The sequence below is a fragment of the Paenibacillus sp. GCM10023250 genome (assembly GCF_042653205.1).
Taxonomy (GTDB): domain Bacteria; phylum Bacillota; class Bacilli; order Paenibacillales; family Paenibacillaceae; genus Paenibacillus_Z.
This window is the reverse complement of sequence record NZ_JBHSHY010000051.1, coordinates 1-26,134: the sequence shown is the minus strand read 5'-3', so window position 1 is coordinate 26,134 and position 26,134 is coordinate 1. Positions and strand designations below refer to the sequence as shown.

The following is a 26,134-nucleotide window of genomic DNA, read 5'->3' as shown; positions in this document are numbered from 1 at the left end:
AGATCGTACTCCTCGCTCGCCGCCGGACTTGCCGTCAGTTCGTGTTGCGGACGTTCTTGACCGAGATGCTCAGCACGCCGGCGTCCTCGTCGTCCTCGTCCGTATTCGTGATTGTCAGCGTCGCGCCGGTCGTCTGCCCGACGCCGGTATGGAAGGTCAGGCTGCCCTGGCCGTCGAGATCGCGGTTGTCTTCGCTGGTTCCTTCGTAAAGTGTGCCCTGCACCTCGACGTCGATCGTGTTGTTGAGCAGCAGGCGCATGGTGAATTTGTACTCCAAACGCACCTCGCCGCCCCATTTGTACGTCCGCGTCGCCGTATTGACGAGCTTGTCGGGCCCAAGCTCGAGCTCGAAATATTCCGGGCCCGGGTCCTTGATCTCGTCGGATCCGAAGTTCTCCTCGTCGCGGCCCCAGAAATCGATGAACACCTGCGCGATCCGGAACCGGTCGGACGGCGGCTGCAGCTGAACGTCCGCGACGAGGTCCTCGGCGTGCAGGCTGATGTGGACCTGCGCGGCATACAGGTTGCCGTCGATCGTCTTGGACGCGCGAAGCTGATAATCGCCGAGCGGCACGTCCTTGAGCGAGTAGCCGCCGTCGCTGCCGGTGAACGCGGATTTGCCCTCGAACACCTGAACCAGCGCCCCGGCGACCGGAGCGCCGTCCGCGTACACATGGCCGCGCACGGTGCCGCGGCTCAGCACCTTCTTCCATCGGCTGACCGTGTAGCTCTCCACCCGCGGCTCGCGATAGATCGCCGGCTCCGCGAAGCCGTACAGCCCGCCGAGCGACGGACCGTCCCACCAGAGCATGTCATCCGGCGAGACGGCGTCCGCGTCGGTCACGTCCTGCCACGCCGTGCTGTCTTTGCCGTCAGCGTCGTCGTTGGCGAACGCGTTCAAGAATTGGTTGGCGACGTCGTCCGCGCCGTCGGTCAATATCTCGCCGAACCAGCCGGCCAGCTCGTACGCCTGGTTGTAGACGGTGTCGTACAGCCAATACGCGGCGTCCGAACGCTCCTGGGCGGAATAATTGTACAGGCCGTCGGGCGTCGTCGGCCGGACCGTCGCGCCGGCCGCGACATCTTCCGGCTCCAGGTCGGTCGGCGTGACGAGCGCTTGTTTCGTTTCCAGCTGCGCGCCCCGCGCTTTGGCGTGCATCCAGATGTAGGACGAGCACACGGACGGGCGCGTGCCGGCCGCCCAGCCGGCTTCCGGCCCTTCCGGCTCGCCTTGGCCGATCGTCGGATCGGTGTAACAATACCAGCGATAATGATATTTCGGCTTCACGCCCGGCCTGCCTGCGTTGTTGCGCGCGTCCGTCGCGATCGCGTGCAGCGCCGTGCGCACGGCCGGCGTCTCCTGCATCGGGTCCGGCTTCAGGACGAGCGGCGGGATCATGACGAGCTGGTCGTTATGGGTGACCCCGACGGCGTGCGGTCCGAACGCGGACACCGAATACGTCTTGTCGTACACGGGATCCGGGAAGTTCTCGCCTTCGATGGCATGCTGCACGGTCTGCGTGATCGCGCCGGGCCAAATGTATTTCAGCACATGCGGTTCGAACCCGTCCGAGCCGGACACGATGCCGATCAGGTGGTCCATCAGCCGTTTCTGGCTGCCCGTGCTGTGCGTGATCTCGTCGTAGTTGCGCGTCATGATGCCGGAATGGCTGTACCACTGCGCCGGTCTCACGTTGAGCATCAAGCCGCCGATAATGCCGTCGCCGCCCGGGGACAGGATCACGTCGCCTTTGCGCGCGTTCATCCAGCGGGCCGGCATCATGACGTCCGTCGTCTCGCTCGTCAGCTGGCAGACCAGCTGGCCCTTCTCGGCTTTCGCCAATTCGTCCTCGGTCAAATTATCCGGGTCGCAGATCTGCCCTTCGGCGACCATGCCCGGCAGCGGCGGACCCTGAAGCGCATGGACGCCGTTCAGGCCGTTCAGCACGTTGCGCACCGGCACGTTCGGCAGCGGACGGATCGCGATGTCCTTCAGCTCGAGCTGCTCCGGCCGCAGCTTTCGGAGTTGAAGCGGCGCCGCCGGCGCCTCGGCCCGGCGTGCCTCGATCGCCGCTTCGGCCGGCGCTAACACGCTCTGCATGACCTGCATCGCTTTGTCCCTCGTCTGCGCGGCTGCGCCCCCGCTGCCGTTCAGCGTCCCGAGCGATACCGCGAGCGTGCCAGTCTTCGCGTCGAGCACGGCATGACCCGCTTGCGAGATGTCCAGAATCGGATTCGTCAAGTCGTCCAGCCTGCCTTGGACAATCTCCCAGGGCCATGGCTTCCGCTCCAAGTTCGGGATCTCCGGCAGCCGAAGGATCGGCTCCGGCTTCTTGTTCCACTCCGGCACCGGCACGTCGAACGCGGCGCCGCAGCGCACGGGATGCGCGCCGACCGTTCCCGCGTACAGCACCGAGAAGCCCTTGACGTCGTAGCGCAGCTCCCCGGCTTGCGGATTGTCCAGGACGAACGGCACGTTGACGCCGATCATCGCCTTGGAGCGGGGGGCGACGGTGACGGGCTGGCGCAGCGCAACGAACGGGCGCGGCAGCGAAACCCCTTCCGCGTCGTCGGCGCTCGGCGTGACGGAGATCCGGTCCAGCACGATCGGCTCGTCTTCGACGTTATGTACGGTGAATGAGCCGCTCAGCATGTTATAGCGCTTCCGGGCGAACAGCTCGGCGGTCGTATGCGGCACGACGGTGCCGATGCGTTTGCAAATGGCGTAGGCGGAATGGATCGTCAGCGTCCGCCGGACGAGGATGCCGGATGCTTTGGCCCGGCAGCTGACCGTGAATTGGCCGACGCCCGTAGCGTGATCGATGGCGGCGAAAAAGTCGTGGCTGACCATCGGCGTGCGCGTCGTCGCCTTCGTGCCATCGCCGAAGTCCCATTCGAATTCCAGCGGCGCGGTCGTCGCGGCGCGCTTCAGCGCGTCCTTCACGTCGATCGCCGTGAGGTCGTACACCGCGCCGACCATCCGCCGGGTCGTCGCCTGGGGCGGGCGCCGGAGAGGCAGGCGATCCGCCGGCGCGAGGACGGGCTTCAGACGCGTGTTGATAAGACGCTTCGTCTCCACCTGTCTAAGCGCTTGCGAGTTGGCGAGCATGACGCGGCTCAGCGCGCCTTTGCCGGCGAGCTGCAGGGCTTTCGAATCGAGCGCGAACGGTTTGTCGGGACGGGGGGAGACGGACGGACCGGTGCCGAGCAGATGCGGCGAGCGGGTGTCGACGGAGGAGCCAAGGAAGAGGACGGCGGTGTACGGGTTCGTCGGCAGCTGGGTTACGCCGATCATGGCGATGTCCTTGCCGTTCTGATAGGAGGCGAACGTGAGCGGTTCGCCGATGACGTCGAGCAGCGCGACCTGCCGGTCCGACTCGCCGTTCTCGGCGCGCGCCCGCACGATCAGCCTCCGCTGGCCGGCGGACGGGAACTGCAGGTACTGGACCGCCCCCGGCGTCCCGTTGATCGTCACCTCGTACGCGCCGCCGTTTAATGAATTGTCATGCGTGTCGAACACTTCGACTTTCACGGATTCCCCGGGTCGAGCGACTGCAGGCTGAAGGGAAACGCGACCGATAATATTGCCCATAAACGGCCTCCTCTTGTTAAGTTCCTTCGTGTCGATTGCCTGTTGCAGCTTACGCGTGACTGAGCATGGAGAACGACTTCATTATCCGGCAAATGGTTCGAATTACCAATCAGACTTAATGACTAAATAGGCGGTAAGCATTAGGGCTTGGTTCTGTAGTAATTTGTCGGGGCGGTTACGAGTCCGAAAAGACGCGTTCCCCCGGCCTATTGCGGCGGCGGGCGTTCGCATCACATCGCTCCGGAAACATGGAGAATAGCCCCGCGGCGAAGCACGCAAAGAAGACCGCCCGGGCATCGGTGCCCGAACGGCCTTCTTCGCGTGCTTCGTTTCGTTTAATCCCAGTCGTATCGCTGCTCTTTCCACGGATCGCCGTACATGCTGTACCCGTTCCGTTCCCAGAAGCCGGGCTTGTCGGCCGCCATGAACTCGACGCCCCGCAGCCATTTGGCGCTCTTCCAGAAGTACAGGTGCGGCACCACCATGCGCACGGGATAGCCGTGCTCCGGCGAGAGGAGCTCGCCGTTATGCTTGATCGCGAAGAACGACGTATCCCGCAGGAAATCCGCGATCGGCAGGTTCGTCGTCCAGCCGTGCTCCGCGTGCAGCATGACGTATTTCGCTTCGGGCTTCAGCTTCACGTGCTCCATCACGGTGGCGACGGCGACGCCCTCCCATTCGTTGTCCAGCTTCGACCAGGTCGTCACGCAATGGATGTCGTTCGCGAACGTCCGGCGCGGCAGCTTCATGAACGTGTTATAGGAGAGGCGCGCCTCTTCCTCGACCAGGCCGAATAGGCGCAAATCCCATTTGCTCATATCGCGGTAATACGGAACCTCTCCGTGATGGAGGACGGGAAATCCGTTCGTCAGCCGTTGTCCCGGCGGAACTCTCGTCGCGTCCGATGCGTTGTTCACGGCAATCACGCTCCTTTAGGGTTAATGTTTCCCTTAGATTATTAACCGTCCGGCGTCTTCGTAGTCCTTCGTAAGCGTCTTGGCCGCCCGCTTCGCGCCTTCGCCATCCAAGGCGCACCGCGCTGCGCTTCGTCCGTCAAGCCTGGCCGGCTTCCTCCGCTTCGTCCGCGAGCAGCTCGCCAAGCGTCCGCACCATGACGCCGGTTCCGCCCTTCGTCTCCCAGGCGCGTTCCCGCTCCAGCCAGGCCGTTCCCGCGATGTCCAGATGCACCCACGGCCGGTCCTCCGCGAACGCGCCGATGAACAAGCCGCCGATGCTCGCGGCGCCGTACCGGCTGCCGCCGTTCTTCATGTCCGCCGCCTCGCTGTCGAGCTGCCGGCGGAATTCCGGATACGGCGGCAGCGGCCAGATCCGCTCGCCGGCCGTCTGGGACGCTGCGATCACCCGCGCCTGCAGCGGCTCGTCGTTCGTGACCGCCCCCGTCGCGGTATCGCCGAGCACGACGAGGACGGCGCCCGTCAGCGTCGCGACGTCGATCAGCTTCGTCGCGCCCGCGCGGATCGCCGTCGTCAGCCCGTCGGCCAGCACGAGCCGGCCCTCAGCGTCCGTGTTGACGATCTCGACCGTCGTGCCGTTCATCATCGTCAGCACATCCCCGGGCTTGAACGCCCGGTCGGACGGCATGTTCTCCGCCGCCGGCACGACGAAGACGGCGTTGCGCTTCGGCTTCAGTTCCCCGAACAGGCGAACGAGGCCGAGCACGGCCGCAGCACCGCCCATGTCGGAGATCATCTCCTGCATCCCCGGCCCCTTCTTCAGCGAGATGCCGCCGGTGTCGAACGTGATGCCTTTGCCGACGATGCCCCAGCGCTCCGCGTCGTCCGGATCGCCGTCGTATCGGATGACGATCATCCGCGGCGGGTTGACGCTGCCCTTTCCGACGGCGATCAGGCCGCCCATGCCCTGCTCCGCCGCGGCCGTCTCGTCGATGATCTCGCACGCGAAGCCGTATGCGGCCGCGAGCCGCGCCGCTTCATCGGCAAGCCCCGCCGGGACGAGCGCGTCGCCGGGGAGGTTCGTCAAGTCCCGGGCGTACGCCGCGGCTTCGGCGAATACGAGGCCGCGCTGGATGCCGGCTCCCCATGCCGCGGCCGCGGCCGCGGTGTCCGGCTCCGCGCCCGCCGCATTCGGGACGAACGCGACGTCCCTGACGGCCGCTTTCCGCTGCGCGTCGCCTTGCTTGGCGGTCGTTCGCGTATACGAGCCGAGCGCGTACCCCTCGGTCAACGCCTGCGCCGCCCGCTTAGCCGGCACGGCCGGACGCCCCGCTGCCGCTTCCGCCTGCTCCGCCTGCGGCGCATCGGGCACGAACGCCGGCAAGTGCCACGGCAGCAGCAGCTCGACCGTGGCCGCCTTCAGCCGCTTCGCCGCTTTCGCCGCGGACGCCGCCGCGTCGCGCAGGCCGTCCGCCGTCAAGCTTTCCGGCGGGGCGATGCCGACGTACACGACGTGCGGCGACGGATACAGGCCGAGCGTCGGCAGCACGAGCGTCTCCTTCGGCTCGGCCTTAAACAGTTCCTTCGCCGCATGCTGCCGCGCCGCCTCGTCGAGCGCGGGATGAACCCAGCGGACGCCCCCGTCCGTACCGTCCTGCTCCTTCAGCCCCCGCTTATCGACGAAAGCGACGACGACGTCGGCCGGCGCGGCGGCCGCGCCGCGCCCGTATGTAAACCGAATGCTCATAGAGATGAACATCCTCCCGTCTCTCATAGAATGTGCCGCGGTACAACCACGGCTTCTTTGCCGGTTCCTTGCTTGTTGTTCCGCCTGCCCGATAACATGCAAAAAAAACCGGGTTTCCCCGGTCTTTTCGGCGTTTGCGGCCGGGGCTATCCCGATTCTACTGGTTTATTCCGCCAATGGCAAATAGATGTTGAACTCCGTTCCCTCGCCGGTATTGCTGCTCACGCGGATCTTGCCGCCGTGGTTGCGCACGATCCGATAGCTGACCGACAGCCCGAGTCCGGTGCCCGACGCCTTCGTCGTGTAGAACGGGTCGAATAACCGCGATTTCGTGACGGGATCCATCCCCTTGCCATTGTCGCGGATCGTGATTTCGGCATCGCGGCCTTCCCGCTTCGTGATGATGTCGATGCGTCCGCTGCGCTCCTCCTCCAAGTCGCCGATCGCGTCCATCGCGTTGCGCACGATGTTCAGCACGACCTGCTTCACCTGCTTCACGTCGATCGACACCGCCAGATCCTCGTCGTACGTCTCGAACTGAATCTGGCAGCCTTTCATCAGCGCCTCGCTGTCCGACAGCAGAATGACTTCCTTCAGCAGCGAATTGATGCTGACCTTCTGCTTCATCGGCGCCGACGGCTTGGATGAATTCAGAAATTCGTAGATGATGTCGTTCGCCCGGTCGATCTCCGTCAGAATGATCCGGGAGTATTCCTCCTTGCCGAGCTGCGTCAGATGCGGCTTCAGCAGCTGAATGAACCCGCGAATCGACGTCAGCGGATTGCGGATTTCGTGCGCGATCGACGCGGCGATCTTGCCGAGCATCGCCAGCTTATCGTTCTGGTACGCCGTCTGCTCGATCTGCTTGTATTCCGTGACGTCCTTCACGCTGAAGAGATAATCGCCGTCGAGCTGATCCCCGTAGGTAACCGTCACGAGCAGCACGCGTCCGTTCGTATCGACGAACTCGAGATAGCGACTGCGCCGGAGCACCGTCTCCTTGTACAGCCGCAGAATAACCCGCTTCGTGCTCTTGCGCAGCCGGCTGTGCGATAAAATATCGAGCAAATTGCAGCCAATCAGCGTCGTGCGGGGAATATCGAGCAGCTTGGCCATCTGCAGGTTGATGAACGAGAGCATGCCGTCCGCGTCGAAGATCGCGATGCCGCTGTCCATATGCTGCAGCACGTTCTCGTACTTGTTCTTCACCATGCGGAACGAGCGGTGCGAGCGCAGCAGCATGTCCCGCATCTCGCTGAAGCGCTGCTCCGACGTCTGCTCCGGCTGAACCCGGAACCGGAACGCCACCATTAACTCGATCAAAAAAATAAAGGAACGGCTATACAGCCGCAGCGCTTCTTCCGAGTCGACATTGGCGACAAGCATCTGCATGGATTCCTCATGCACCGCAATGATGTCTTCCGGATGGAGATCTTGAAGCTGCTTGCCGATTTCCGTTGCCTCGAACAGGGAAGCTTCGCTTCCGCTGCGAATATATTCCGCCAAGGCGGGGAAGTAGCGCATACGTATTGCCTGCATTATTTACTCCTCTCCTGCCGCACAAATCGGAGGATCGATGCGCAGTGGAGCGTGAACCCATTTATGAATCGTGATCATGGTTCCCCGGTTGTGATCGTGGCTGAGTTCCATATTATCAGTCATCTTCTCCATCCACTGCAAATGAATTCGGCTTGGACCTTTGAAATGATCGAATAATCGGACTTCTATTCCGCTTGCGGGTTCGCCCTTGCTAAGACTGAGAGGACGGATCATCATATGGCCTTTTTCCGAGTAAGAGATGAGCTTAAGCGCCAATTCCGAAATGGTATAAGCGATAACCGTCTGATCAACAAGACTGAAGCCGATCTGCTGCGCGATTTCCCTGCCTCTTTGACGTGCCAAGATCGCATCCGCCTTATCACGTATATGAAACATTTCCACGTGCATGCCTCGCCTCCGCCCCAAAAAGTATCCGTGCAGATTCAGAGTTGAGATCGCTTACAGTAATCATAGTGAAAATTCCTAATTTGTGTCAACGGGAAATACTGTCGAAAACGCGCGAGATTGGACGAGTCCGAAAATACCGAAAAGGCGTAACGGATGTTAGCGCCCTTTTCGGTGGTCGGAGTCCGGCTTCGACTTCCCGCCGTTCCCTTGATCGTTCCGGTTCGTCGTTTTGTTTTCGCCGTTCTTGTGTGCTTTGCCGCCGCCGCTCTGGTTATGGCTCTTGCTTATGCTATCCCGGTCCGGCTGCTTGCGGCCGCCGCTAGTCCGGTCGTCGTCTCCTGATCCGCCGGATTGGCCGGGTCCGCCGCTGCCGCGGCTGCCGGGCTTGTCCCGTCCGGAATCTGGCCGATCCGTACCCGAGCCCGTCTTGCCGCTGCCGCTACCGGCCTGCTTAACGCGGTTAGGGCGGCCTTCGGAAGCTTTTTTCGCTTCGTACTTGCCGCCTTTGCCGTTATGATTGCCATTATTTTTGCCGTTACTTTTGCCGCCGGTGTTCATCTTCGCAGCCGCGTTCAACTCCGCTTGCGCCGGCTTGCCGGCGGTATCCGGCTTCTTGCCGTCTCCGCCGCCGGGATTGGGATTATTGCCCGGGGAATGCCGCGTCGCGCCAACGTTGATGACGCCGCCCTGCAAGCCGTCCGGCTTCTCGGAATCGGGGTTCTTCTTGCCGCCTTTGTTCGAACCGCCGTCCTTCTGCCCGTGCCCGTTCCGCTCGCGGCGCTCCTTGCGCGTCTCCCGATCCTTCTCGAGCAGGGAGTGGAGCTGCTCCTTCTGCGTCTCCCGGTACGTTTCCTTCTCGTCCGCCTTCGTCGGAACGGGAGCTGCCGGTTTCGATTGCCCGGTCTGATGCTTGGTCGCGGACGGATCCGGTTTGTTGACCTCGCCGGTCTTCTTGGTATTCTTCCCGGCGCCCATGACCGCCGCCACGCCGCCCATCGGCTTCGCCGCCTGGTGGAGCGACTCCTGCTTCAGCTCTTTGATGGTCACGCGATAGCCTTGATCCTTGGCAATCAGGTAGAATGCCATCTTGCCGGAGGAAAGTCCGATCTTGGTCGCTACGTCCCGCACGTCCGGCGGCGCGGACAACGTCGTGACTTCGATCTTGAGCTGACGCCCCTTCTCCGTCTTCGCCAGCGACCTGCGCACGGCATCGTCCATACGCGAGGTCAGATCGATTTCCTCAGCGGGCTCGACGGCGCCGCCGACCGCGACGCTCGTGATGACAACGTCGCCTTCGCCGCTGTTCAAATACGGTCCGGCGCTAATCCGGTCCATGATGGCTTCGGTGACCTTCGGCAGCGGCTGGCCTTTGTACATCAGCCCTTTGGTTACGTCCGCGCCGTCGGCGTTGATCGCCCGCAGCGATTGCACTTTTTCGTCTTTATTGATGCCGAGCTCGATGCTCGGGTTCACGTCCATCGTCAAATACGCGACCACATCCGGCTGCTTCGATACATGCTGGACGATCAGGGGAACGAACAACATGAGCATGATCGCGGCGGCGCCGACGCTGAAGCTGTACAGTTTGCGCGGCCGCTGCAGCCGCCGCTGCTCGGCGAACGTGATTTCTTCGCCGATCTGAGGCTTGAGGGCGGTTCGCACTTTACGGAATTGACCGTCCGGCATTAATACGATGACATGCTTGCTGCCGGTTTCCATCACGATCCCACGACTCATGCTCTCACTCCTTCCGCTGCGGGCAATTCCTTTCCTGCCGGTTCCGCGGGCTTGATGTATTGCTGTAAATAGGGGAAATCCCCGTTATGTAAAATCGTCAGCGCGATGATATACTTCCGGTTGCGCTCGATCGTCTTGCGGGATACGCCCGTCAGCTCGCACAGCTCCTTGATCGGCAGCTTCTGCTTCGTCTCGAGCTGGTCGTAGAGCACGGGATCGTTCGCCAGACGCCTGCTGATGGCGACGAGCATCTCGCGGGAATCAGCATGCTTCGGCGAAATCTCCGGCAGCTCGGAGAACGTGAGGGCGTATTCCCTCAGCCGTTCGTCGTATTCGCCGATTTCCAGTCTGCGGGCATCCGCCTCCTGCGTCAGCGCGTACCGGTTCATCGCCTCGTTGGTCTCGATCGGATTGACCGTCGCCGCATCCTCTTCGTCGTCCTGGTCGAAGGCGCTGTAGGGTACTGTCCCGAGATGGCGGCTCTCTTTGCGGACATAGTCAATAAGCCTGCGCCGAATGACCGTTTCGGCAAAGCCGAGAAACGATTTTCCTGCTTGGCTCGAGAATTGCCCGATCGCTTCGTCGAACGCCGCCAATGCGACGCTGAATTCGTCCGAGTGCGCGGGGTCGATGTACCGCTTGCAAAAACGGCTCGTCACCTTGGCGATATAAGGCTGATACGCCTCGATGAACGCGTCGCGCGACGCGTCGCCGCCGCGGATCCGCTCCACCATCTCTTCCGGCGTTACGCGGGTGTCGGGGGTGCCTGAGGACGTATCGTGCTTGCCGCCAAATATGCGTTTGAACAATACAAGTAACAACCGCTCCACCTCACATGTACAATTTTCGTTGAATCGTGCTCGCTTTGAGGGGGTCGACATTAAGGATTTCTCATAAAATCCCGCATAGAAAAAGCCTCCTTCGACAGGAGGCTGGATGCTTAACAATATCCTTCGGAGGTTCTGCGCTGCCGCAGCTTGTTGCGGCGTTGGTTGAGCGCGCCGAGGCGCTTCTTCAGCTCGCCCTGCCAGCCTTCGTCGCCGATTTGCTTGGCGAAGCTTAGCAAGTCCAGCGCCATGTCGATCTGATTGACGACCACGTCCATGGGGTCTTCGTTCTCGTTATTGACGCAATTCTCGAAGAGCTCGTCGTCCTCTTGCTCCACGTAGTCGACGAAGTCGACTTCGGAGGCGCCGTCGCCATGCGCGTATTCCGCCAGAATCTCGTATTCGTTCTCGATCAGGTAATGAATCTCGACGCGATGACACACCGGGCAGAACAGAATGGGGACATTGTGGATCTGCGTGCGAAAATGCTTCAGCGTACCATTCGTGCCGATCATGCTGGCACCGCAGCAAAAGCTCATGCCGGACTCCCTCCTTAACTGTTAACCTTGTACCGCGCATCTTGAAACCTGATTTAACTTATTCGTCTCCAAAACGCATAATTCCTGCTTGCCAAGTCCGGATCGGTCCCTGTCAAGTTCCGCCATTCCCGCGCTTACTTGCCAGTATAGCGAAAAACGTCGCATTCGTACATCCGGGACGATAGGCCCAGGTATTGGGTCGGATGCCGGACGCGCAAAAAAACCCGGGGTCTCGGTAGACCCCGGGTTTCTGGCGCATCGCGGGCGATGCTTATTTGGCAACCAGGTGCTTGTCGCCCGGTTTCCAGTTGATCGGGCACAGACCGCCGGATTGCAGGGCTTGCAATACGCGGAGCGTCTCTTCAACGGAACGGCCAACGTCGTTGTGGTTAACGACTTGATATTTGATCTCGCCTTCCGGATCGATGATGAACAGGCCGCGCAGCGCGATGCCTTCTTCTTCGATCAGGACGCCGTAGTCGCGCGCGACGTTCTTCGTGATGTCGGCCGCGAGCGGGAAGTTCAGCTGACCGAGGCCGTTGTCGTTCACAGGCGTGTTGATCCAAGCGCGGTGGCTGTGCTTGCTGTCCACGCTGACGCCGAGGATTTCGGTGTTCAGCTTGGTGAACTCTTCAGCCGCTTGGCTGAGCGCCGTGATTTCGGTCGGGCAAACAAACGTAAAATCGAGCGGGTAGAAGAACAGAACCAGCCATTTGCCTTTGTAATCGGAAAGAGCTGCCGTGCTGAAATCTTGACCGTTGCCTGTTGCGGTCTCCATCTTGAAGTCAGGAGCCGGACGACCAACCAAACGTTCTGCCATGGATAAAACCCTCCTAAAAGATTGAGATGGTATTGAGAATCATACTCATTTGGTGACTACGTCTAGAATCATACCAACTCTTTGGAACGAAGTCAATATTACATTGATTACTTATTTATAATAATTCTAAATTATTTCGCCATCGCGGCAACGATCAAATCGCCCATTGCCGTCGTGCCGATTGCCTTGCTCTTGTCGACGGCAATGTCGCCCGTGCGGTGGCCGGCGTCCAACACGGATTTGACCGCGTCCTCGATGGCCTGCGCCGCTTCCGCGTAGCCGAACGTCAGGCGGAACATAAGCGCCACGGACAGGATCGTCGCGATCGGGTTGGAGATGCCCTGGCCGGCAATGTCCGGCGCGGACCCGTGTACCGGCTCGTAGAGGCCGAAGCTGCCTTCGCCGAGGGACGCGGACGACAGCATGCCGATGGAGCCCGTCAGCATCGCCGCTTCGTCGCTGATGATGTCGCCGAACATATTCTCGGTCACGATGACGTCGAAGCTTGCAGGGCGGCGCAGCAGCTGCATCGCGCAGTTGTCGACGAGCACGTGCTCGAGCTCGACGTCCGGATACTCGACCGCGATCCGGTTCACGACTTCGCGCCACAGGCGGGACGTCTCGAGCACGTTCGCTTTGTCGACCGAGGCCAGCTTCTTGCGGCGGGTGCGCGCGATTTCGAAGCCTTGGCGGGCGATGCGCTCGACTTCCTTGACGTTGTAGACGCACGTGTCGACGGCTTCCTCGCCATGCTCGCCTTCGCGGCGGAACTTCTCGCCGAAGTAGATGCCCCCGGTCAGCTCGCGCACGACGATGAGATCCGTGCCTTCAAGCACTTCCGGCTTCAGCGTGGACGCTTCCTTCAGGCAGTCGAATACGTTCGCCGGGCGGATGTTCGAGAACAGGCCGAGCGCTTTGCGGATGCCGAGCAAGCCCGTCTCCGGACGGAGCTCCTTCGGGTTGTTGTCCCATTTCGGGCCGCCGACGGCGCCGAGCAGGACGGCATCGGCGTTTTTGCAGATGTCCAGCGTCTCCTGCGGAAGCGGCGTGCCTTTCTCGTCGATCGCGACACCGCCGAACAGGCCGTGCTCGATTTCGAACTGGTAGCCGAACAGCTCCTCGGTTTTCTTCAGCACTTTCAGCGCTTCGCCGACGACTTCCGGACCGATGCCGTCACCGGCGATTACTGCGATTTTTTTCACGTCTGCCATAGGGATACGTCTCCTTTATTCAGGACCTCACAGGCGTCCTCTTGATTATGGTTCTCAGTCTTAAGCTTAGTTGTACCATAAGAACGCCATGAAGACAAAGATATGAAAGCTATGACTTTTATAGGCTGCGCATATAAGCTGAACGCAGGGGAGGGGCTTAAAGCAAACGATCGCGACGAGCCGGAGGCGGCCATGATTGACGGCGATACGAGCAAAGGCGGCATGGCCGAACGAATGCGGGAGCCGCTTCCGCGGCTCCCGATGGCCTTCCTGTCCGCCGTTCGCGGCCGCTTCCGCCTGCCCGGCCGGCTAATCCCTGCCGCGGCGGACCGGCGGCTCCTCCGCCGGCGGCAGCGCCTGCTCGGCGTTCGCGGCTCCTTCGTCGTCGGCGGCGGCGGAAGCGCCGCCTCTCTCCCGTTCCGGCTGCCCTTCATGCTCCGGCTGCCCGGGAGGCTGCCCGGCATGCTCCGGACCCGGCGCTTCCTCCCGCTCCTTCACCGTTTGGTCCGACTGCTCGCGGTCCCTCCACCGCTGGTTCACGATGGTGATGCCGAAGCAGATGACGCCGAGCACGGCGAATGTCAAGATTTTGTAAAGCGTATCCTCGCCCTGCAGGTCGAGCAGCACCGCCTTCGCGGCCACGGCGACGAGCACGCCGGAGCCGAACCAGCGGAACAAGCGCCCGCGGCTGTAGGCGCCCCACAGGAAGAGCAGCAACGCATAGACCGCCCAGACAACGGACAGCAGCAGCCCCGTCGCGATAGACCAGTCGTATTCATCGGCCGCGTTCGTGATCTGCACCGTCAGCAGACCGCCGACGACTAGATGCGACAACAGCGCGTACGCATGGGCCAAGACGTCATTGTCGCTTTGGCGAAGCAGGCTGGCGTACCGCACGTTCCTCGCGCAGTAGAACCCGATTGCCGCCAGCAGCATCCACGCCGCCGCTCCGCCGTTCAGGAACGGCACGTAGACGCCGAACCAGTCCAGCCGCGGCGCGTCCCACGTGGTGACGAACCAGTACAGGCCGGTCGAGAGCCAGACGAGCGAACCGACCGCCTTCAGCGCGTCGGAGCGCCACTTCCGTCCGGCGGCTATCGCGGCCGCCGCGATGCCCGACCAGACGGCAACGCCGATCAGCGGCCTGTATTCGGAGCCGCCGCCGAGCTCCGCCAAACCGATCAGGAAGGCCAGGCACCCGAACAGCACATGAGCGTACAACGCGGCTTTTTCCTGCTTGCCCAGCTTGGCGAGGAGCACGCTCAATCCCATGTAGAGCAGGCCGATGGCCAGCAGAAGCAGCGTCACCGACGAGCTGCTGCCAAGCAGGGCCGGCGCCCAGAGGCAGAAGACGACCGTGTTCGCGAAGCTGGCGCACAAGTTCCAGCCCGCGAAGCCGCTATTGGCCCGCCACGCCGCGGCGTAGAATGCGACCGCGTAGAAGACGAAGGCCGCTGAGGCGTAGCCCATCGGCCGGGTAAGCCAGCCGTGGTCCGTATACGTAAAGTTCATATAATAGACAGCGTACAGCAGCCAGGTCGCCGCAAACGCGCCGATTCTCGCTTCAGGCCACGACTTGGCGACGCTGATGGCGAAGTACGCGGCATTCACCACGAGCAAGTAGAGGAATAACGCGAACACGTGGTCCGCGTCCGGCCGCAGCGCGAGCGGCGCGAGGAGCGCGCCCGCGAGGCCGAGGCCAAGCAGCAGGCGCAGCCCGAAACGGTAGGCGTACGCCGTGACGCCGACCGTGACGGCCGTCATCGCGATGAACACGGTCAGCGGCTCCCAGACCGCTTCGTAGATGCCGGCGTACGAGCAGGTCATGTACCAGACCGCCGCTCCGAGGCCGGTCAGAATTTCGCCGAAGCGCCTGCGGTCGCCGCGCTTCGCGAGCGCGACGCCGGCCGCGCCGGCCGCAGCGCCGAGCAGCAAGCCCGCGCCGAGCTTCATGCCGACCGTGATCCAGCCTTGGTCCGCGGAGTACTTAAACAGCGTCGCCAGCGCCGCAAGGAGAAACGCGACGCCGACCAGCGTCGTCCAATGCCTTTTCCACAATTCGTTCATACCGGGCAGCCCCCAATGGAGATGAAGTATTAGGACGTGGTCCTTACTTCACATTGTAGAGGCGCCGCTCCCGGCTCATAAGTACCAACTTTCCCTGGTACCCCCTCGGCCGCCCAGCCCCGGAGCCGCGACCGACCGACCGTCCGTCCGTCAGAACAGGTCGTGGTCCTTCGCCTTCTGGGCCGCGTCCTTGCTGCTTTTGCCGCCGAGCTTGCGCAAAATGTTGCCGACGTGGTTCTTCACGGTGCGCAGCGACAGGAACGACTTCTCCGCGATCTGCGTCTGGCTGTAGCCCTCGTGGATCATCGCCAGCAGCTGAATCTCGGCGGGCGTCAGCAGCCGCTTGAACTTGTCGGTCTCGTATTCCCGCTCCAGCCGTTTCAGCCGGCGGAACTCCTCCAGCATCAGCCTCGCGGCCGCCGCGTCGATGGCAGAGCGGTCCGCCGCCGCCTGCCGGATCGCCCCCGGAATGGCGGCGAAGTCCGACTTCACGAGGTAATTGACCGCGCCCGCCCGGAACGCTTCGGCGACGAACGCCCGGTCTTCCATCGACGTCAGCATGACGATGCGCGCCTGCGACGCCGCCGCCAGCTCGCCCGCGAGCCGAAGGCCGTCCGGTCTGTCCGCCAGCATGATGTCGAGCAGAATCACGTCCGGCGCCGCTTCGGCCGCCAGCGCGAGCGCGGCGCCCGGTTCGTCCGTCTCGCCGGCGATCTCCATATCCGGCTGCGCGTTCACGTAGGCGGCCAGCCCCCTTCGCCAATCCGGGTCGTCCTCGACAAGCAGGACACGTATCGGTCTGCTGTTCATCGCTGGCCTCCTCTCGTTCGGGCGCGCTTCAACGCGCGGAAATGAAACCGCACGGTCGTCCCCTTGCCGGGCTCGCTGCTGATCCGCAGCTCGCCGCCTTGGCGGCTCATCAACTGGGCGCAGTAGGCCAAGCCGAGCCCGAAATTCATGGCTCCGCCGCTCTTCGTCGTGTAGAACGGCTCCATCACCTTGCGCAGCCGCGCCTTCTCGATGCCCGCGCCCGTATCGCGCACTTCGACCGTGCTCCCGCGCTTGCCCCCGAAGACCGCGACGTGCAGCTCGCCGCCGCGCGGCATGGCGTCGATCGCGTTTTGCAGCACGTTATGGATCGCTTCCTTCGTCTGCTCGGGATCCGCTTCGGCGTAGGCATCGTCGCCGAGCCGCGCATGGACGGCGATCTCCCGCTCGCGCGCCTGCTCGGCGACCGCAGCCAGCTGGCTCTGCGCCAGCTCCGCGAGCGACACCCGCTGCGCCTGCAGCCGCAGCTCCTGCGTCCGCTCGTGCACGCTGCGGATCATTTCCTCGATATGCGCCGCCGCCGCGCTCACAACGCCAAGGTCCGCGCGCAGCTCGCCATGGTCCCTCGCCTCGCGGGCGATTTTGTCGGCGAACAGCTTGATCTTGCCGATATCGTTCTTGATCGCGTGGTTGAGCATGGCCGTCCCGCTCGTGATCGCGCGGAGCGAGTAATCGAGCTGGCGCTTCTCGATCAGCAGCTGCACGCCGAGGAAGCCGAAGTTGAACAGCGAGATCAGGAAGATGACGAACGCGAAGCCGATCGACCAGACGTTGTGCACCCACAGCCGATAAAAGCCGAAGAGCGGCAGCACGTAATTCATCGTCAGGGCGATGAGCACCGCCGGCATGACGGCCAGCAGCAGCAGCGCGTGCGCGCGGCGCTCCGCGGGGTGCACGTGGCGCTTGGCGAGCAGCAGCGCGGTTCCGAGCGCGGCGTACGGCAGCGACCAGACCGCGAGCAGGTCGTAGCGGACGGGATAACCGGCCTCGGACGGCAGCAGCAGCATCGCGAGCGGCGGTACGGCGGCCGCAAGCGGCAGCCACCGATACGCGCCGGCCGGAAGCAGGTCCTGGTTATAGGCGGCCCCGAAGCACAGATAGCCGAAAGGCATGCCGTAATAACTGGTCCACGAGCAGCCGCGCTGCAGGGCGCGCAGCGCCTGCTCGGTCGACACGTCGATCGCCCCGCTCGCGAGCCCCGCCGCGATCCAGCCTTCCAGCAGCGAAGCGAGCGCGCCCGTCCCGCCGCAAAACGCCACGACGCTCAGCCAGCGCCCCGCCGCGTTCCTTCTGTTGGCAACCAGCAGCAGCGCCGCCGCGAACCATAACGCGATCCACACGAACAACATTCCCCGAAACTCCCCCGCCGACGTTCTGGTCGGAATTTTCTTCATTATAGCATGCGAAACCGGGACCTGGGCACGAATTGCGCCGCCAAGGGACGGCATTGTCCGCGCCAAGGAGCTGCATTGCCCGCACCAAGATGCCGGCACGGCAGGCCCGCGCGAAGCCGGCAGCCGCAGCCATATTCACTGCCGGTCATACTGTAGGCCTCGGTCCGGCGGGATTGTCCGCATCAAAACAAAACGCCCCAGCAAGCCCGTCCGGGCCGCTGAGGCGTTGTTTTACCTCTTTAGGATTTAAAGGTTCTATGAACAAGCATGCCCGGAGGGCGGTATGGGCTCGGAGAAGCGAAGCGTATGCTTACGAAGCAGGTGAATGCTGCATTCCCTGTCTATCGCCAAGTAACGCAAGCCAATCACCTTAGTTCGCCTTTGTAGTCGGATTCCTACCTCTACTGTTTCATTCAATCGATGGAATCCGAACTACAACAGCGATCGTAGACCCATACCGCCTGCAGGGCATCCCTTGTTCCATGAGCCTTTAAATCAGGCTCATTTTGTCGCGCCGTCCCGGCGTCTTGCGCTTCTCGACCAGCCGGTTCAGCGCGTCGACGTAAGCGCGGGCGCTCGCCTCGAGAATGTCCGTGCTGACGCCGCGGCCCTGCGCGGATATCTCGTCCTGCTTCAGCACGACGTGGACTTCGCCGAGCGCGTCCTTGCCGTGCGTGACGGACTTGATGGAGTAATCCTCCAGCTCGACAACCTCCGCCGTCAGCGCGTCGATCGCGTTATAGATGGCGTCGACGGAGCCGTTGCCTTCCGCGCGCGTCTCCTTCACGCCTTGGTCCGCCACGCGGATGCGCAGCGTCGCGTTCGGCGTCGACTTATTGCCGTAGCTGACTTCGATCTGCTCGAGCGCGTACACCTCCGGCGTATCGACGAGCTTCTCCTCGAGCAGGGCGCGGATATCTTCGTCGCTGACGTTCTTCTTCCGGTCGGCGAGGTCCTTGAACTTCGCGAACGCCGCGTTCACCGCTTCGTCGTCCAGCTCGTAGCCGAGGTCGATCAGCTTCTCGCGGAACGCCGCGCGGCCGGAGTGCTTGCCGAGCACGAGCTTGGAGTCGACGAGGCCGATCGTCTCCGGCGAGATGATCTCGTACGTCGTCTTCTCCTTGAGCATGCCGTCCTGGTGGATGCCGGACTCATGGGCGAACGCGTTCGCGCCGACGATCGCTTTGTTGCCCGGCACGACCATGCCCGTCAGCTTGCTGACGAGACGGCTCGTCTTGGCGATTTCCTTCAGGTTCAGGCCCGTGGTCGCCCCGAAATAATCCGCGCGCGTCGCGAGCGCCATCGCGACTTCTTCAATCGCGGTATTGCCCGCGCGCTCGCCGATGCCGTTGATCGTGCCCTCAATTTGATCGGCACCGTTCAGGATCGCCGCCAGCGCGTTCGCCGTTGCCATGCCGAGATCGTCATGGCAGTGCGCGCTCAGCTGGATTTTCTCGATGCCCGGCACCCGATTCTTCAGCGTCTTGAAAATATTGCCGAATTCCGACGGATTCATGTACCCGACCGTATCCGGAATATTGACGACCGTCGCGCCCGCGCGGATCGCCATCTCCGTCACCTGGCACAGAAAGTCCAGCTCCGTGCGGCCGGCGTCCTCGGGCGAAAATTCGATTTTGCCGAAATACTGCTTCGCGTACCGGATCGCGCGCTCCGCCGTCTCCAGCACCTGCTCCTTCTCCATGCGCAGCTTATGCTTGCGATGGATCGGGGACGTGGCGAGGAACAGATGGAGGCACGGATCCTGCGCGTCCTTCAGCGCTTCGCGCGCCGCGTCGATATCCTGCTCGCGGGAACGGGACAGACCGATGACGGTCGCGTTCTTCACGGCGCGGGCGACGGCATTGACGGCCGCGAGGTCGCCCGGAGAAGCCGCGGGGAAGCCCGCTTCGATGCGGTCCACGCCCAGCTTCTCGAGCTGATAGGCGATTTCAAGCTTTTCCTTCGTGTTCAGGTTCACGCCCGGAGATTGCTCGCCGTCACGAAGCGTCGTATCGAAAACATAGATTTTGCGCATGAGTTACACCTCGGGCTTCAAGAATAGTCCCGGATAGCGAAACGGCCCTGACGTCGTTCGCGCGAAGCGAAATGACGCAGGGACCGGTCCGCATATCCGGGCGACTAGCTGTCCATCATGGTATGGCCGGTTCGCCCGGCAGAGAAGGGATTACTTCTTGATCCAGTGCATCAGTTCGCGAAGCTGGCCGCCGACGACTTCGATCGGGTGAGCGGCTTCGTTGCGGCGGGTAGCCGTCATGAACGCGTTGTTGGATTGGTTCTCCAGGATGAAGTCGCGTGCGAATTTACCTTGTTGGATATCCGACAGCACGGCTTTCATCGCTTTTTTCGTTTCGTCCGTTACGATGCGAGGGCCCGTCACGTAGTCGCCGTATTCCGCCGTGTTGGAGATGGAGTCGCGCATCGTCGCCAGGCCGCCTTCGTACATGAGGTCAACGATGAGCTTCAGCTCGTGCAAGCACTCGAAGTACGCCATTTCCGGCGCGTAGCCGGCTTCGACCAGCGTTTCGAAGCCCGCTTTGACGAGCGCCGTCGCGCCGCCGCAGAGGACCGCTTGCTCGCCGAACAGGTCGGTTTCGGTTTCTTCCTTGAAGGACGTCTCGATAACCCCCGCGCGCGTGCAGCCGATGCCTTTGGCATAAGCGAGGCCGATCGCTTGGGCATTGCCCGTCGCATCCTGCTCGATCGCGATCAGGCCGGGAACGCCGAAGCCTTCGACGTACGTGCGGCGAACCATGTGACCTGGCGATTTAGGCGCAACGAGCAGCACGTCGTTGTCTTTGCGGGCTTTGATTTGGCCGAAGTGCACGTTGAAGCCGTGGGAGAACATCAGGGCCGCGCCTTGCTTCAGGTTAGGCTCGATTTCTTCTTTGTATACGCGCGCTTGCGTCTCGTCCGGCATTAGAATTTGTACGACGTCGGCCAGTTTAACCGCTTCGCCGACGGGCAGCACTTCGAAGCCGTCGTTTTTCGCCTTTTCGGCGGACTTGCCGGCGCGGAGACCGATGATGACCTTGAAGCCGCTGTCGCGCAGGTTTTGCGCTTGGGCGTGACCTTGGGAACCGTAACCGATGACTGCGATTGTTTTGCCTTGGAGCACGCTTTGGTCTGCATCTTTTTCGTAGTACAATTTGACTGCCATGTAAGAAATGCCTCCTTTTTTTTAACCCTTTTGAGCGGGTGTTACAGCCGCGGCGCCCGAACAAGCCCGTCATGCCCGAATTCGTCCGCCGCTCTAACCCCCGCTCAAACGGGCGCTGGTTCCTGGCGCGGCCGCGCCTTTCGCTTCACGCGTCCCTGGCTACTTCGTGTTGCCGCGGATCATCGCGGTGACGCCCGTGCGGCTCAGCTCGCGGATGCCGTACGGCTTCATGAGCTCGATCATCGCGTCGATTTTCTCCGTATCGCCGACGACCTGCACCATCATCGAACCGGTGCCGATGTCGACGACCGCCGCACGGAACGTCTCGACGACGCCCATGATTTCGGGACGCGCCGACGGCTCGGCGCTGACTTTAATGAGAGCGAGCTCCCGCCCGACCATCGGGTTGGCGCTGAGATCCACGACTTTGATGACATCGATGAGCTTGTACAATTGCTTGATGACTTGTTCGAGCATGTTGTCGTCGCCGGTGGTGACGATGACCATCCGGGACAAGCCGGCTTCCTCGCTCGTCCCGACGGTGATGCTTTCGATATTGAAGCCGCGGCGTCCGAACAAGCCGGATACGCGCTGGAGGACGCCGGGCTGGTCGTTGACCAGAACCGCTATCGTATGTCGTTTCATTCTTCATCCCCCATTAACATTTGATCGATCGTGGAGCCCTGCGTCACCATCGGATAGACGTTCTCGTGCTTGCGGACGACGAACTCCACGACGGCCGGTCCGGGATGGTTCATCGCTTCGGTCCAGGCGGCGCGCGCCTCTTCCTTCGTCGAAGCCCGGAAGCCCCGCACGCCGTACGCTTCCGCCAATTTCACGAAATCCGGGCTGCCGGACAGGTCGATGTGGCTGTAGCGGTTGTCGTAGATGAGCTCCTGCCATTGGCGCACCATGCCGAGCACCTGGTTATTGATGATGACGACTTTGACCGGAATGTTATTGATGGCGCAGATCGCGAGCTCCTGCGCGCACATCTGCATGCCGCCGTCGCCGTTGATCGAGATGACCAGCCGGTCCGGGTTCGCCATCTGCGCGCCGATCGCGGACGGGAAGCCGAAGCCCATCGTGCCGAGGCCGCCGGAGGTCACCCAGGAGCGCGGCTTGTTGAACTTATAAAACTGCGCCGCCCACATTTGGTGCTGTCCGACGTCCGTTGTGACGATCGCGTCGCCGTTCGTCTCTTCGTACAGCATCTCGATGACCCATTGGGGCTTCAGTTCGTCTTCGCTGTCCGTGTACCGGAACGGCTTCTCGAGCTTGGAGGCGAGCAGCTGCGCGCGCCACGCGTCCGCTTTGGCCGCGTACTGCACGTCTTTGTTCGCGAGCTGCAGCACCGACTTCACGTCGCCGACGATCGGGATGTCCGTCGGCACGTTCTTGCCGATCTCCGCCGGATCGATGTCGATGTGGACGATTTTCGCGTGCGGCGCGAAGCCGGACAGCTTGCCGGTGACGCGGTCGTCGAAGCGCGCGCCGATGTTGATGAGCAGGTCGGACGACTGGATCGCCGTATTCGCCGTGTACGTACCGTGCATGCCCGGCATGCCGAGCCACAGGTCCTCGCCGCTCGGGAACGCGCCGAGGCCGAGCAGCGTCGTCGTAATCGGAATGCCCGATTTCTTAATGAACTCGTGCAGCTCTTCGTGGCCGCCGGAGTAGACGACGCCGCCGCCCGCGAGCACGAGCGGACGCTCCGCCTCCTGAATGGCTTTCAGCATCTTGTCGACCTGCAGCTTGTTCGGGCTCACCGTCGGGTTGTAGCCGCGGATGTTCACTTCCGTGACCGGCTCGAACATCGTCAGTTCCGCCGATACGTCCTTCGGAATGTCGATGAGGACCGGACCTTTGCGCCCTGTACCCGCGATGTGGAACGCCTCGTGGATGATGCGCGGCAGGTCGGCCGCCTTGCGCACCAGGTAGCTGTGCTTCGTGATCGGCATCGTGATACCGGTGATGTCCGCTTCCTGGAAAGCGTCCGTCCCGATCAACGACGTCGCCACGTTGCCGGTGATGACGACTAGCGGCACCGAATCCATATACGCGGTCGCGATCCCCGTGACGAGGTTCGTTGCCCCCGGTCCCGACGTCGCGATGCAAACGCCGACCTTCCCGCTTGCCCGCGCATAGCCGTCCGCCGCATGAATGGCCCCTTGCTCGTGACGGGTCAGCAGATGCTGGAAGTCCGAGAAACCATGCATGGCGTCGTAGATGTACAATACCGCGCCGCCCGGATACCCGAAGACGCAATCGACGTCTTCAAGCACCAAGCTGCGAAGCAAAATTTCTGAGCCCGAGATGACCTCCGGTTTTCTCAGTCTTTCCTTGATTTCCTCTTTTGACCTTAACGTTGCTTGTTGAGCGACCATTAAGTCGTCCTCCCTTCTTTAAAAACAAAAAACCTTCCGTTCCCGAACGCTCATCGCGTCCAGGGACGAAAGGTTGATCTTCCGTGGTACCACCCAGTTTGTCATACGCCTCGCGACGCATAACCTCATAAGGTAAACTCGGAGCTAGGCCCGTGCATACCTTGGCATCTTAACGTGTGCCCGACGATTCTCCCTAATACGCTGCGCCCGAAGGGCGGAACTTTTCAGGAAAACAGCTCCGAGGTGAGCTCGTTGAAAAGGGATTTTGGCGCCGGTTTCAGCAAGTCCGCGCGCTCTCTGGAACAAAAGGGCCCTTAACACTTCGTCCTCTTCATAGCCGATTACTTTATGACGGTAAAGCGTCTTCTTATTAGCTTAGAGCTTATTATATGCTTTGCCGTTTCAAACGTCAAGCCAAAGGATAAGCATTCCCAGAAAAACTTATGTAAGCTTTGGGCGGCATGCGCGCGGCATGCGCTCCCGACATAGTATATACCACCTTATGCCAAAGAAAGCGGGTATGCCTTATGATTCGCGCACGCCGGGCGCGCACGGACGACCAGGAAATCATCCGCCTGATCAAGCAGGAGCTGATCCCTCTCTCCTATACCGCGTCGCCCAGAGACGCCCAGACGATCCGCGAGCTTCCGAAACGGATGAACGACGGCATCTCGCTCGTCTATTCCCGGACCAAGCGGAGCCAGCCGCTGGGCTACATCCATTACTATATCCGCGACGGGCTGCTCCTTTATGACATGCTCGTCGTCCATCCGCAGCACCGCGGCAAAAAAATCGGCACGACGCTCATGACCCAAGCGGAAACGCAGGCAAGGGAGCAAGGCGCTACGATCGCGCGGCTGTTCGTCGACCATGGCAATCCGAGAGCCCAGCGGCTGTACGCCAAGCTGGGCTTTCAGACCGTCCGTTTTTACCAGGAGCTGCGCTGCTACGAAATGCTCAAGCCGCTCGCGTGACGGCTTAGTAGAACGGTCCGTTGGCGTAGCCGGGACCGACCGGCCCCGGACCGAAGCCCGGGCCGAAGCCGGGACCCGGCCCGCAGCACGGACCGCCGAAGCCGCCGTCGAAGCCGGGGCCGAAGCCCGGGCCGAAGCCGGGACCAAACCCGCCGAAGCCGCCGAAGCCGAACGGACCGGCGAACAGCCCGATGGCGAGCAGGTCGAACAGCACGAGCGGAATGATCGCGCGCGTCTGCACTTCTTTGCCGTTCGCGACCGGAACCAGCTGCAGCTGGTTGTGGTGCATGCGAACGAGCTTGCCCGTTACGATCGATCCGTCCTTGCGCACCGCATAGATGGTCTTCCCGACCAGCTTCTGCGCTTGCTCTTTAGTAACGCGTGGCATAGGATTTCCTCCTCTTGATTGGTATTCCCATTGCTTGTGTTGTCCCTATACGGCAAACGCGCTTGCCAGTCATTTGCCCGAGAAGGTTGAACGGCATTGTCCTATACTCTATTCGCTAGCAAGAGAGTTGGATTGTACCGATGCCCCGGAGGCATTACACCAAATAAAAACGCCCCCTTGTCCCAAGACAAGGGGGCGCGTGCGCGATCCGGTCACCCGATGACCGTCAGCTGCTTCGGAAACGTCGTCAGCACCTCGACGCCGTCCGCCGTCACGAGGACGTCGTCCTCAATGCGGACGCCGCCGACGCCCGGCACGTATACGCCCGGTTCCACGGTGAACGTCATGCCCGCGCGCAGCCGCTCTTCGTTATTCCCGTGGATGGACGGGTATTCATGAATCTCCATGCCGAGGCCGTGGCCGAGGCGGTGATTGAACAGCGGGCCGTAGCCGGCCGCGGCGATCGTCTCGCGCGCCGCGCGGTCCAGGCTGCCGAACGTCGCGCCGGGACGGATCGCCTCGATGGCGCGCAGGTTGCCGTCCAGCACGGCGTCGTAGATACGCTTCATCTCATCCGTGATGCCGCCGACCGCGAACGTCCGCGTAATGTCGGAGGCATAGCCGTCCGCGAAGACGCCGAGGTCGAAGAGCAGAAACTCCCCTTCCCGCACCGCCGTCCGGTCCGGCGCGCCGTGCGGCAGTGCCGACTTGGCGCCAGCCAGCACGAGCGTATCGAACGACGGTCCCTGCGCGCCCAGCTTCTTCATCCGGTATTCCAGCTCGGCGACGAGCTCGATCTCCGTGACGCCCGGCTTGACCAGGGCGAGTCCCTGGCGCAGCACTTCCTCCACGAGACGGACGGCGCCGCGCATGCGCTCCGCCTCCTCCGGCGTCTTGACCGCGCGCATCTCGCGCAGCGGCAGGCCCGCGTCCGCGAATTCCGCCGCCTCGCCGAGCGCGGCGCGGAGCGCCTCGAAGCGGTTAAGCGTGAGTTGGTCCTTCTCCACGCCGAGGCGCCGGACGCCCGCCGGCATCAGCTTGCTCAGAACGGCGTACGCGTCGTCCGTATCGGCGTGCGTGTGAATCGCTGCGATGGAGGCCGCTGCCCGGGCCGCCTCGTAGTCGAGCGCGGGCACGAGCAGGAACGGCTCGTCGCCGCGGGGCAGCAGCAGCCCGAGAAACCGTTCGTGCGGGTCGCTGGCGAACCCAGTTAGATAATACACGTGCTTCGGCGACGTGATAAGCATCGCGTCGATGCCATTGCCGTCCATGTACACTTGCAATTGATTGATCCGATCCGTCATCCTTATCAACCGCCTTTCCAGCTCTTATTGTACGTGTCCGTGCCGAAAGTATCCAGCGCCAATCGTTCGCCCGGCGTCCGCGGAACCCGCGGCGCCCGCGGAACCCGCGGAACCCGCGGCGCCCGCCGCGCCCCCGAAAGGATGCCCGCCCGTAATCGAGTAGGAGGAGGCGGCTAGCCTCCGTCCTCTCACACCACCGTACATGCGGGTCCGCATACGGCGGTTCCAAAAGGTTAACAAAGCTCCAAATAACGTGAAAGCATACTCTTGAGCCCTTTCG

General features: G+C 62.3%; 20 protein-coding genes. 1 reads left to right on the top strand and 19 read right to left on the bottom strand.

What is annotated here, in order from left to right:
* Positions 1-34: 34 nt before the first annotated feature.
* From ACFPB1_RS24430 to ilvB, 17 genes are all read right to left on the bottom strand, one after another.
* Positions 35-3,592: a carboxypeptidase regulatory-like domain-containing protein gene (locus tag ACFPB1_RS24430; protein WP_379228784.1), complete on the bottom strand. Its 3,558-nt coding sequence runs from the start codon at positions 3,590-3,592 to the stop codon at positions 35-37.
* A gap of 335 nt (positions 3,593-3,927) precedes the next feature.
* On the bottom strand, positions 3,928-4,515 hold the full coding sequence (locus ACFPB1_RS24425) for a sulfite oxidase-like oxidoreductase (protein WP_379228786.1): 588 nt from the start codon (positions 4,513-4,515) through the stop codon (positions 3,928-3,930).
* A gap of 130 nt (positions 4,516-4,645) precedes the next feature.
* Positions 4,646-6,253 carry a leucyl aminopeptidase gene (locus tag ACFPB1_RS24420; protein ID WP_379228783.1) on the bottom strand — a complete coding sequence of 536 codons (1,608 nt, stop codon included), beginning with the start codon at positions 6,251-6,253 and terminating at the stop codon, positions 4,646-4,648.
* 165 nt (positions 6,254-6,418) lie between these two features.
* Positions 6,419-7,792 (bottom strand): ATP-binding protein, encoded by a 1,374-nt coding sequence (locus tag ACFPB1_RS24415; protein WP_379228781.1) that lies wholly within the window; start codon positions 7,790-7,792, stop codon positions 6,419-6,421.
* 3 nt (positions 7,793-7,795) lie between these two features.
* A complete protein-coding gene (locus tag ACFPB1_RS24410; RefSeq protein WP_379228780.1) occupies positions 7,796-8,200 on the bottom strand; it encodes a hypothetical protein in 405 nt (134 codons plus the stop codon).
* 156 nt (positions 8,201-8,356) lie between these two features.
* A complete protein-coding gene (locus ACFPB1_RS24405; RefSeq protein ID WP_379228779.1) occupies positions 8,357-9,937 on the bottom strand; it encodes an anti-sigma factor domain-containing protein in 1,581 nt (526 codons plus the stop codon).
* Positions 9,934-10,758 (bottom strand): RNA polymerase sigma factor SigI, encoded by an 825-nt coding sequence (sigI, locus tag ACFPB1_RS24400; RefSeq protein ID WP_379228778.1) that lies wholly within the window; start codon positions 10,756-10,758, stop codon positions 9,934-9,936. Before sigI ends, ACFPB1_RS24405 begins: the two co-directional genes overlap by 4 nt.
* Positions 10,759-10,877: 119 nt before the next feature.
* On the bottom strand, positions 10,878-11,303 hold the full coding sequence (locus ACFPB1_RS24395; protein ID WP_379228777.1) for a hypothetical protein: 426 nt from the start codon (positions 11,301-11,303) through the stop codon (positions 10,878-10,880).
* 271 nt (positions 11,304-11,574) lie between these two features.
* Entirely contained in the window at positions 11,575-12,123 is a 549-nt protein-coding gene (locus tag ACFPB1_RS24390; protein WP_090641279.1) for a peroxiredoxin, read from the bottom strand.
* Between the two features lie 131 nt (positions 12,124-12,254).
* Positions 12,255-13,334 carry a 3-isopropylmalate dehydrogenase gene (leuB, locus tag ACFPB1_RS24385; protein ID WP_379228776.1) on the bottom strand — a complete coding sequence of 360 codons (1,080 nt, stop codon included), beginning with the start codon at positions 13,332-13,334 and terminating at the stop codon, positions 12,255-12,257.
* A gap of 309 nt (positions 13,335-13,643) precedes the next feature.
* Positions 13,644-15,401: a DUF2339 domain-containing protein gene (locus tag ACFPB1_RS24380; protein ID WP_379228775.1), complete on the bottom strand. Its 1,758-nt coding sequence runs from the start codon at positions 15,399-15,401 to the stop codon at positions 13,644-13,646.
* A 150-nt stretch (positions 15,402-15,551) separates the two neighbouring features.
* Positions 15,552-16,211: a response regulator gene (locus tag ACFPB1_RS24375; protein ID WP_379228774.1), complete on the bottom strand. Its 660-nt coding sequence runs from the start codon at positions 16,209-16,211 to the stop codon at positions 15,552-15,554.
* Positions 16,208-17,578 carry a sensor histidine kinase gene (locus ACFPB1_RS24370; RefSeq protein WP_379228773.1) on the bottom strand — a complete coding sequence of 457 codons (1,371 nt, stop codon included), beginning with the start codon at positions 17,576-17,578 and terminating at the stop codon, positions 16,208-16,210. The genes ACFPB1_RS24375 and ACFPB1_RS24370 overlap by 4 nt, the downstream gene beginning before the upstream one ends.
* Before the next feature lie 535 nt (positions 17,579-18,113).
* On the bottom strand, positions 18,114-19,658 hold the full coding sequence (locus tag ACFPB1_RS24365; RefSeq protein ID WP_379228772.1) for a 2-isopropylmalate synthase: 1,545 nt from the start codon (positions 19,656-19,658) through the stop codon (positions 18,114-18,116).
* A 150-nt stretch (positions 19,659-19,808) separates the two neighbouring features.
* Positions 19,809-20,801 carry a ketol-acid reductoisomerase gene (gene ilvC, locus ACFPB1_RS24360; protein WP_379228771.1) on the bottom strand — a complete coding sequence of 331 codons (993 nt, stop codon included), beginning with the start codon at positions 20,799-20,801 and terminating at the stop codon, positions 19,809-19,811.
* Between the two features lie 159 nt (positions 20,802-20,960).
* Positions 20,961-21,446, bottom strand: coding sequence for an acetolactate synthase small subunit (gene ilvN, locus ACFPB1_RS24355; protein ID WP_379228770.1), 486 nt, complete (start codon positions 21,444-21,446; stop codon positions 20,961-20,963).
* Positions 21,443-23,188, bottom strand: coding sequence for a biosynthetic-type acetolactate synthase large subunit (ilvB, locus tag ACFPB1_RS24350; RefSeq protein ID WP_379228769.1), 1,746 nt, complete (start codon positions 23,186-23,188; stop codon positions 21,443-21,445). The genes ilvN and ilvB overlap by 4 nt, the downstream gene beginning before the upstream one ends.
* 527 nt (positions 23,189-23,715) lie before the next feature.
* On the opposite strand from ilvB, the gene ACFPB1_RS24345 reads away from it, so the two are divergent.
* Positions 23,716-24,162 carry a GNAT family N-acetyltransferase gene (locus tag ACFPB1_RS24345; RefSeq protein ID WP_379228768.1) on the top strand — a complete coding sequence of 149 codons (447 nt, stop codon included), beginning with the start codon at positions 23,716-23,718 and terminating at the stop codon, positions 24,160-24,162.
* Between the two features lie 4 nt (positions 24,163-24,166).
* Here the strand turns inward: ACFPB1_RS24345 and ACFPB1_RS24340 are convergent, their stop codons facing one another.
* Both ACFPB1_RS24340 and ACFPB1_RS24335 read right to left on the bottom strand, forming a co-directional pair.
* Entirely contained in the window at positions 24,167-24,550 is a 384-nt protein-coding gene (locus tag ACFPB1_RS24340) for a hypothetical protein (protein ID WP_379228766.1), read from the bottom strand.
* Between the two features lie 212 nt (positions 24,551-24,762).
* Positions 24,763-25,854, bottom strand: coding sequence for a M24 family metallopeptidase (locus tag ACFPB1_RS24335; protein WP_379228764.1), 1,092 nt, complete (start codon positions 25,852-25,854; stop codon positions 24,763-24,765).
* Positions 25,855-26,134: the final 280 nt, after the last annotated feature.

Excerpts from the sequence above, each read along its gene's own strand:
- ACFPB1_RS24340 (WP_379228766.1), bottom strand. The coding sequence starts at position 24,550 with ATGCCACGCGTTACTAAAGAGCAAGCGCAGAAGCTGGTCGGGAAGACC.
- ACFPB1_RS24415 (WP_379228781.1), bottom strand. The coding sequence starts at position 7,792 with ATGCAGGCAATACGTATGCGCTACTTCCCCGCCTTGGCGGAATATATT.
- leuB (WP_379228776.1), bottom strand. The coding sequence starts at position 13,334 with ATGGCAGACGTGAAAAAAATCGCAGTAATCGCCGGTGACGGCATCGGT.
- ACFPB1_RS24390 (WP_090641279.1), bottom strand. The coding sequence starts at position 12,123 with ATGGCAGAACGTTTGGTTGGTCGTCCGGCTCCTGACTTCAAGATGGAG.
- ilvN (WP_379228770.1), bottom strand. The coding sequence starts at position 21,446 with ATGAAACGACATACGATAGCGGTTCTGGTCAACGACCAGCCCGGCGTC.
- ACFPB1_RS24375 (WP_379228774.1), bottom strand. The coding sequence starts at position 16,211 with ATGAACAGCAGACCGATACGTGTCCTGCTTGTCGAGGACGACCCGGAT.
- ACFPB1_RS24405 (WP_379228779.1), bottom strand. The coding sequence starts at position 9,937 with ATGAGTCGTGGGATCGTGATGGAAACCGGCAGCAAGCATGTCATCGTA.
- ACFPB1_RS24380 (WP_379228775.1), bottom strand. The coding sequence starts at position 15,401 with ATGAACGAATTGTGGAAAAGGCATTGGACGACGCTGGTCGGCGTCGCG.
- ilvC (WP_379228771.1), bottom strand. The coding sequence starts at position 20,801 with ATGGCAGTCAAATTGTACTACGAAAAAGATGCAGACCAAAGCGTGCTC.
- ACFPB1_RS24365 (WP_379228772.1), bottom strand. The coding sequence starts at position 19,658 with ATGCGCAAAATCTATGTTTTCGATACGACGCTTCGTGACGGCGAGCAA.
- ACFPB1_RS24395 (WP_379228777.1), bottom strand. The coding sequence starts at position 11,303 with ATGAGCTTTTGCTGCGGTGCCAGCATGATCGGCACGAATGGTACGCTG.
- ACFPB1_RS24345 (WP_379228768.1), top strand. The coding sequence starts at position 23,716 with ATGATTCGCGCACGCCGGGCGCGCACGGACGACCAGGAAATCATCCGC.
- ACFPB1_RS24420 (WP_379228783.1), bottom strand. The coding sequence starts at position 6,253 with ATGAGCATTCGGTTTACATACGGGCGCGGCGCGGCCGCCGCGCCGGCC.
- ilvB (WP_379228769.1), bottom strand. The coding sequence starts at position 23,188 with ATGGTCGCTCAACAAGCAACGTTAAGGTCAAAAGAGGAAATCAAGGAA.
- ACFPB1_RS24410 (WP_379228780.1), bottom strand. The coding sequence starts at position 8,200 with ATGCACGTGGAAATGTTTCATATACGTGATAAGGCGGATGCGATCTTG.
- ACFPB1_RS24430 (WP_379228784.1), bottom strand. The coding sequence starts at position 3,592 with ATGGGCAATATTATCGGTCGCGTTTCCCTTCAGCCTGCAGTCGCTCGA.
- ACFPB1_RS24370 (WP_379228773.1), bottom strand. The coding sequence starts at position 17,578 with ATGTTGTTCGTGTGGATCGCGTTATGGTTCGCGGCGGCGCTGCTGCTG.
- ACFPB1_RS24335 (WP_379228764.1), bottom strand. The coding sequence starts at position 25,854 with ATGACGGATCGGATCAATCAATTGCAAGTGTACATGGACGGCAATGGC.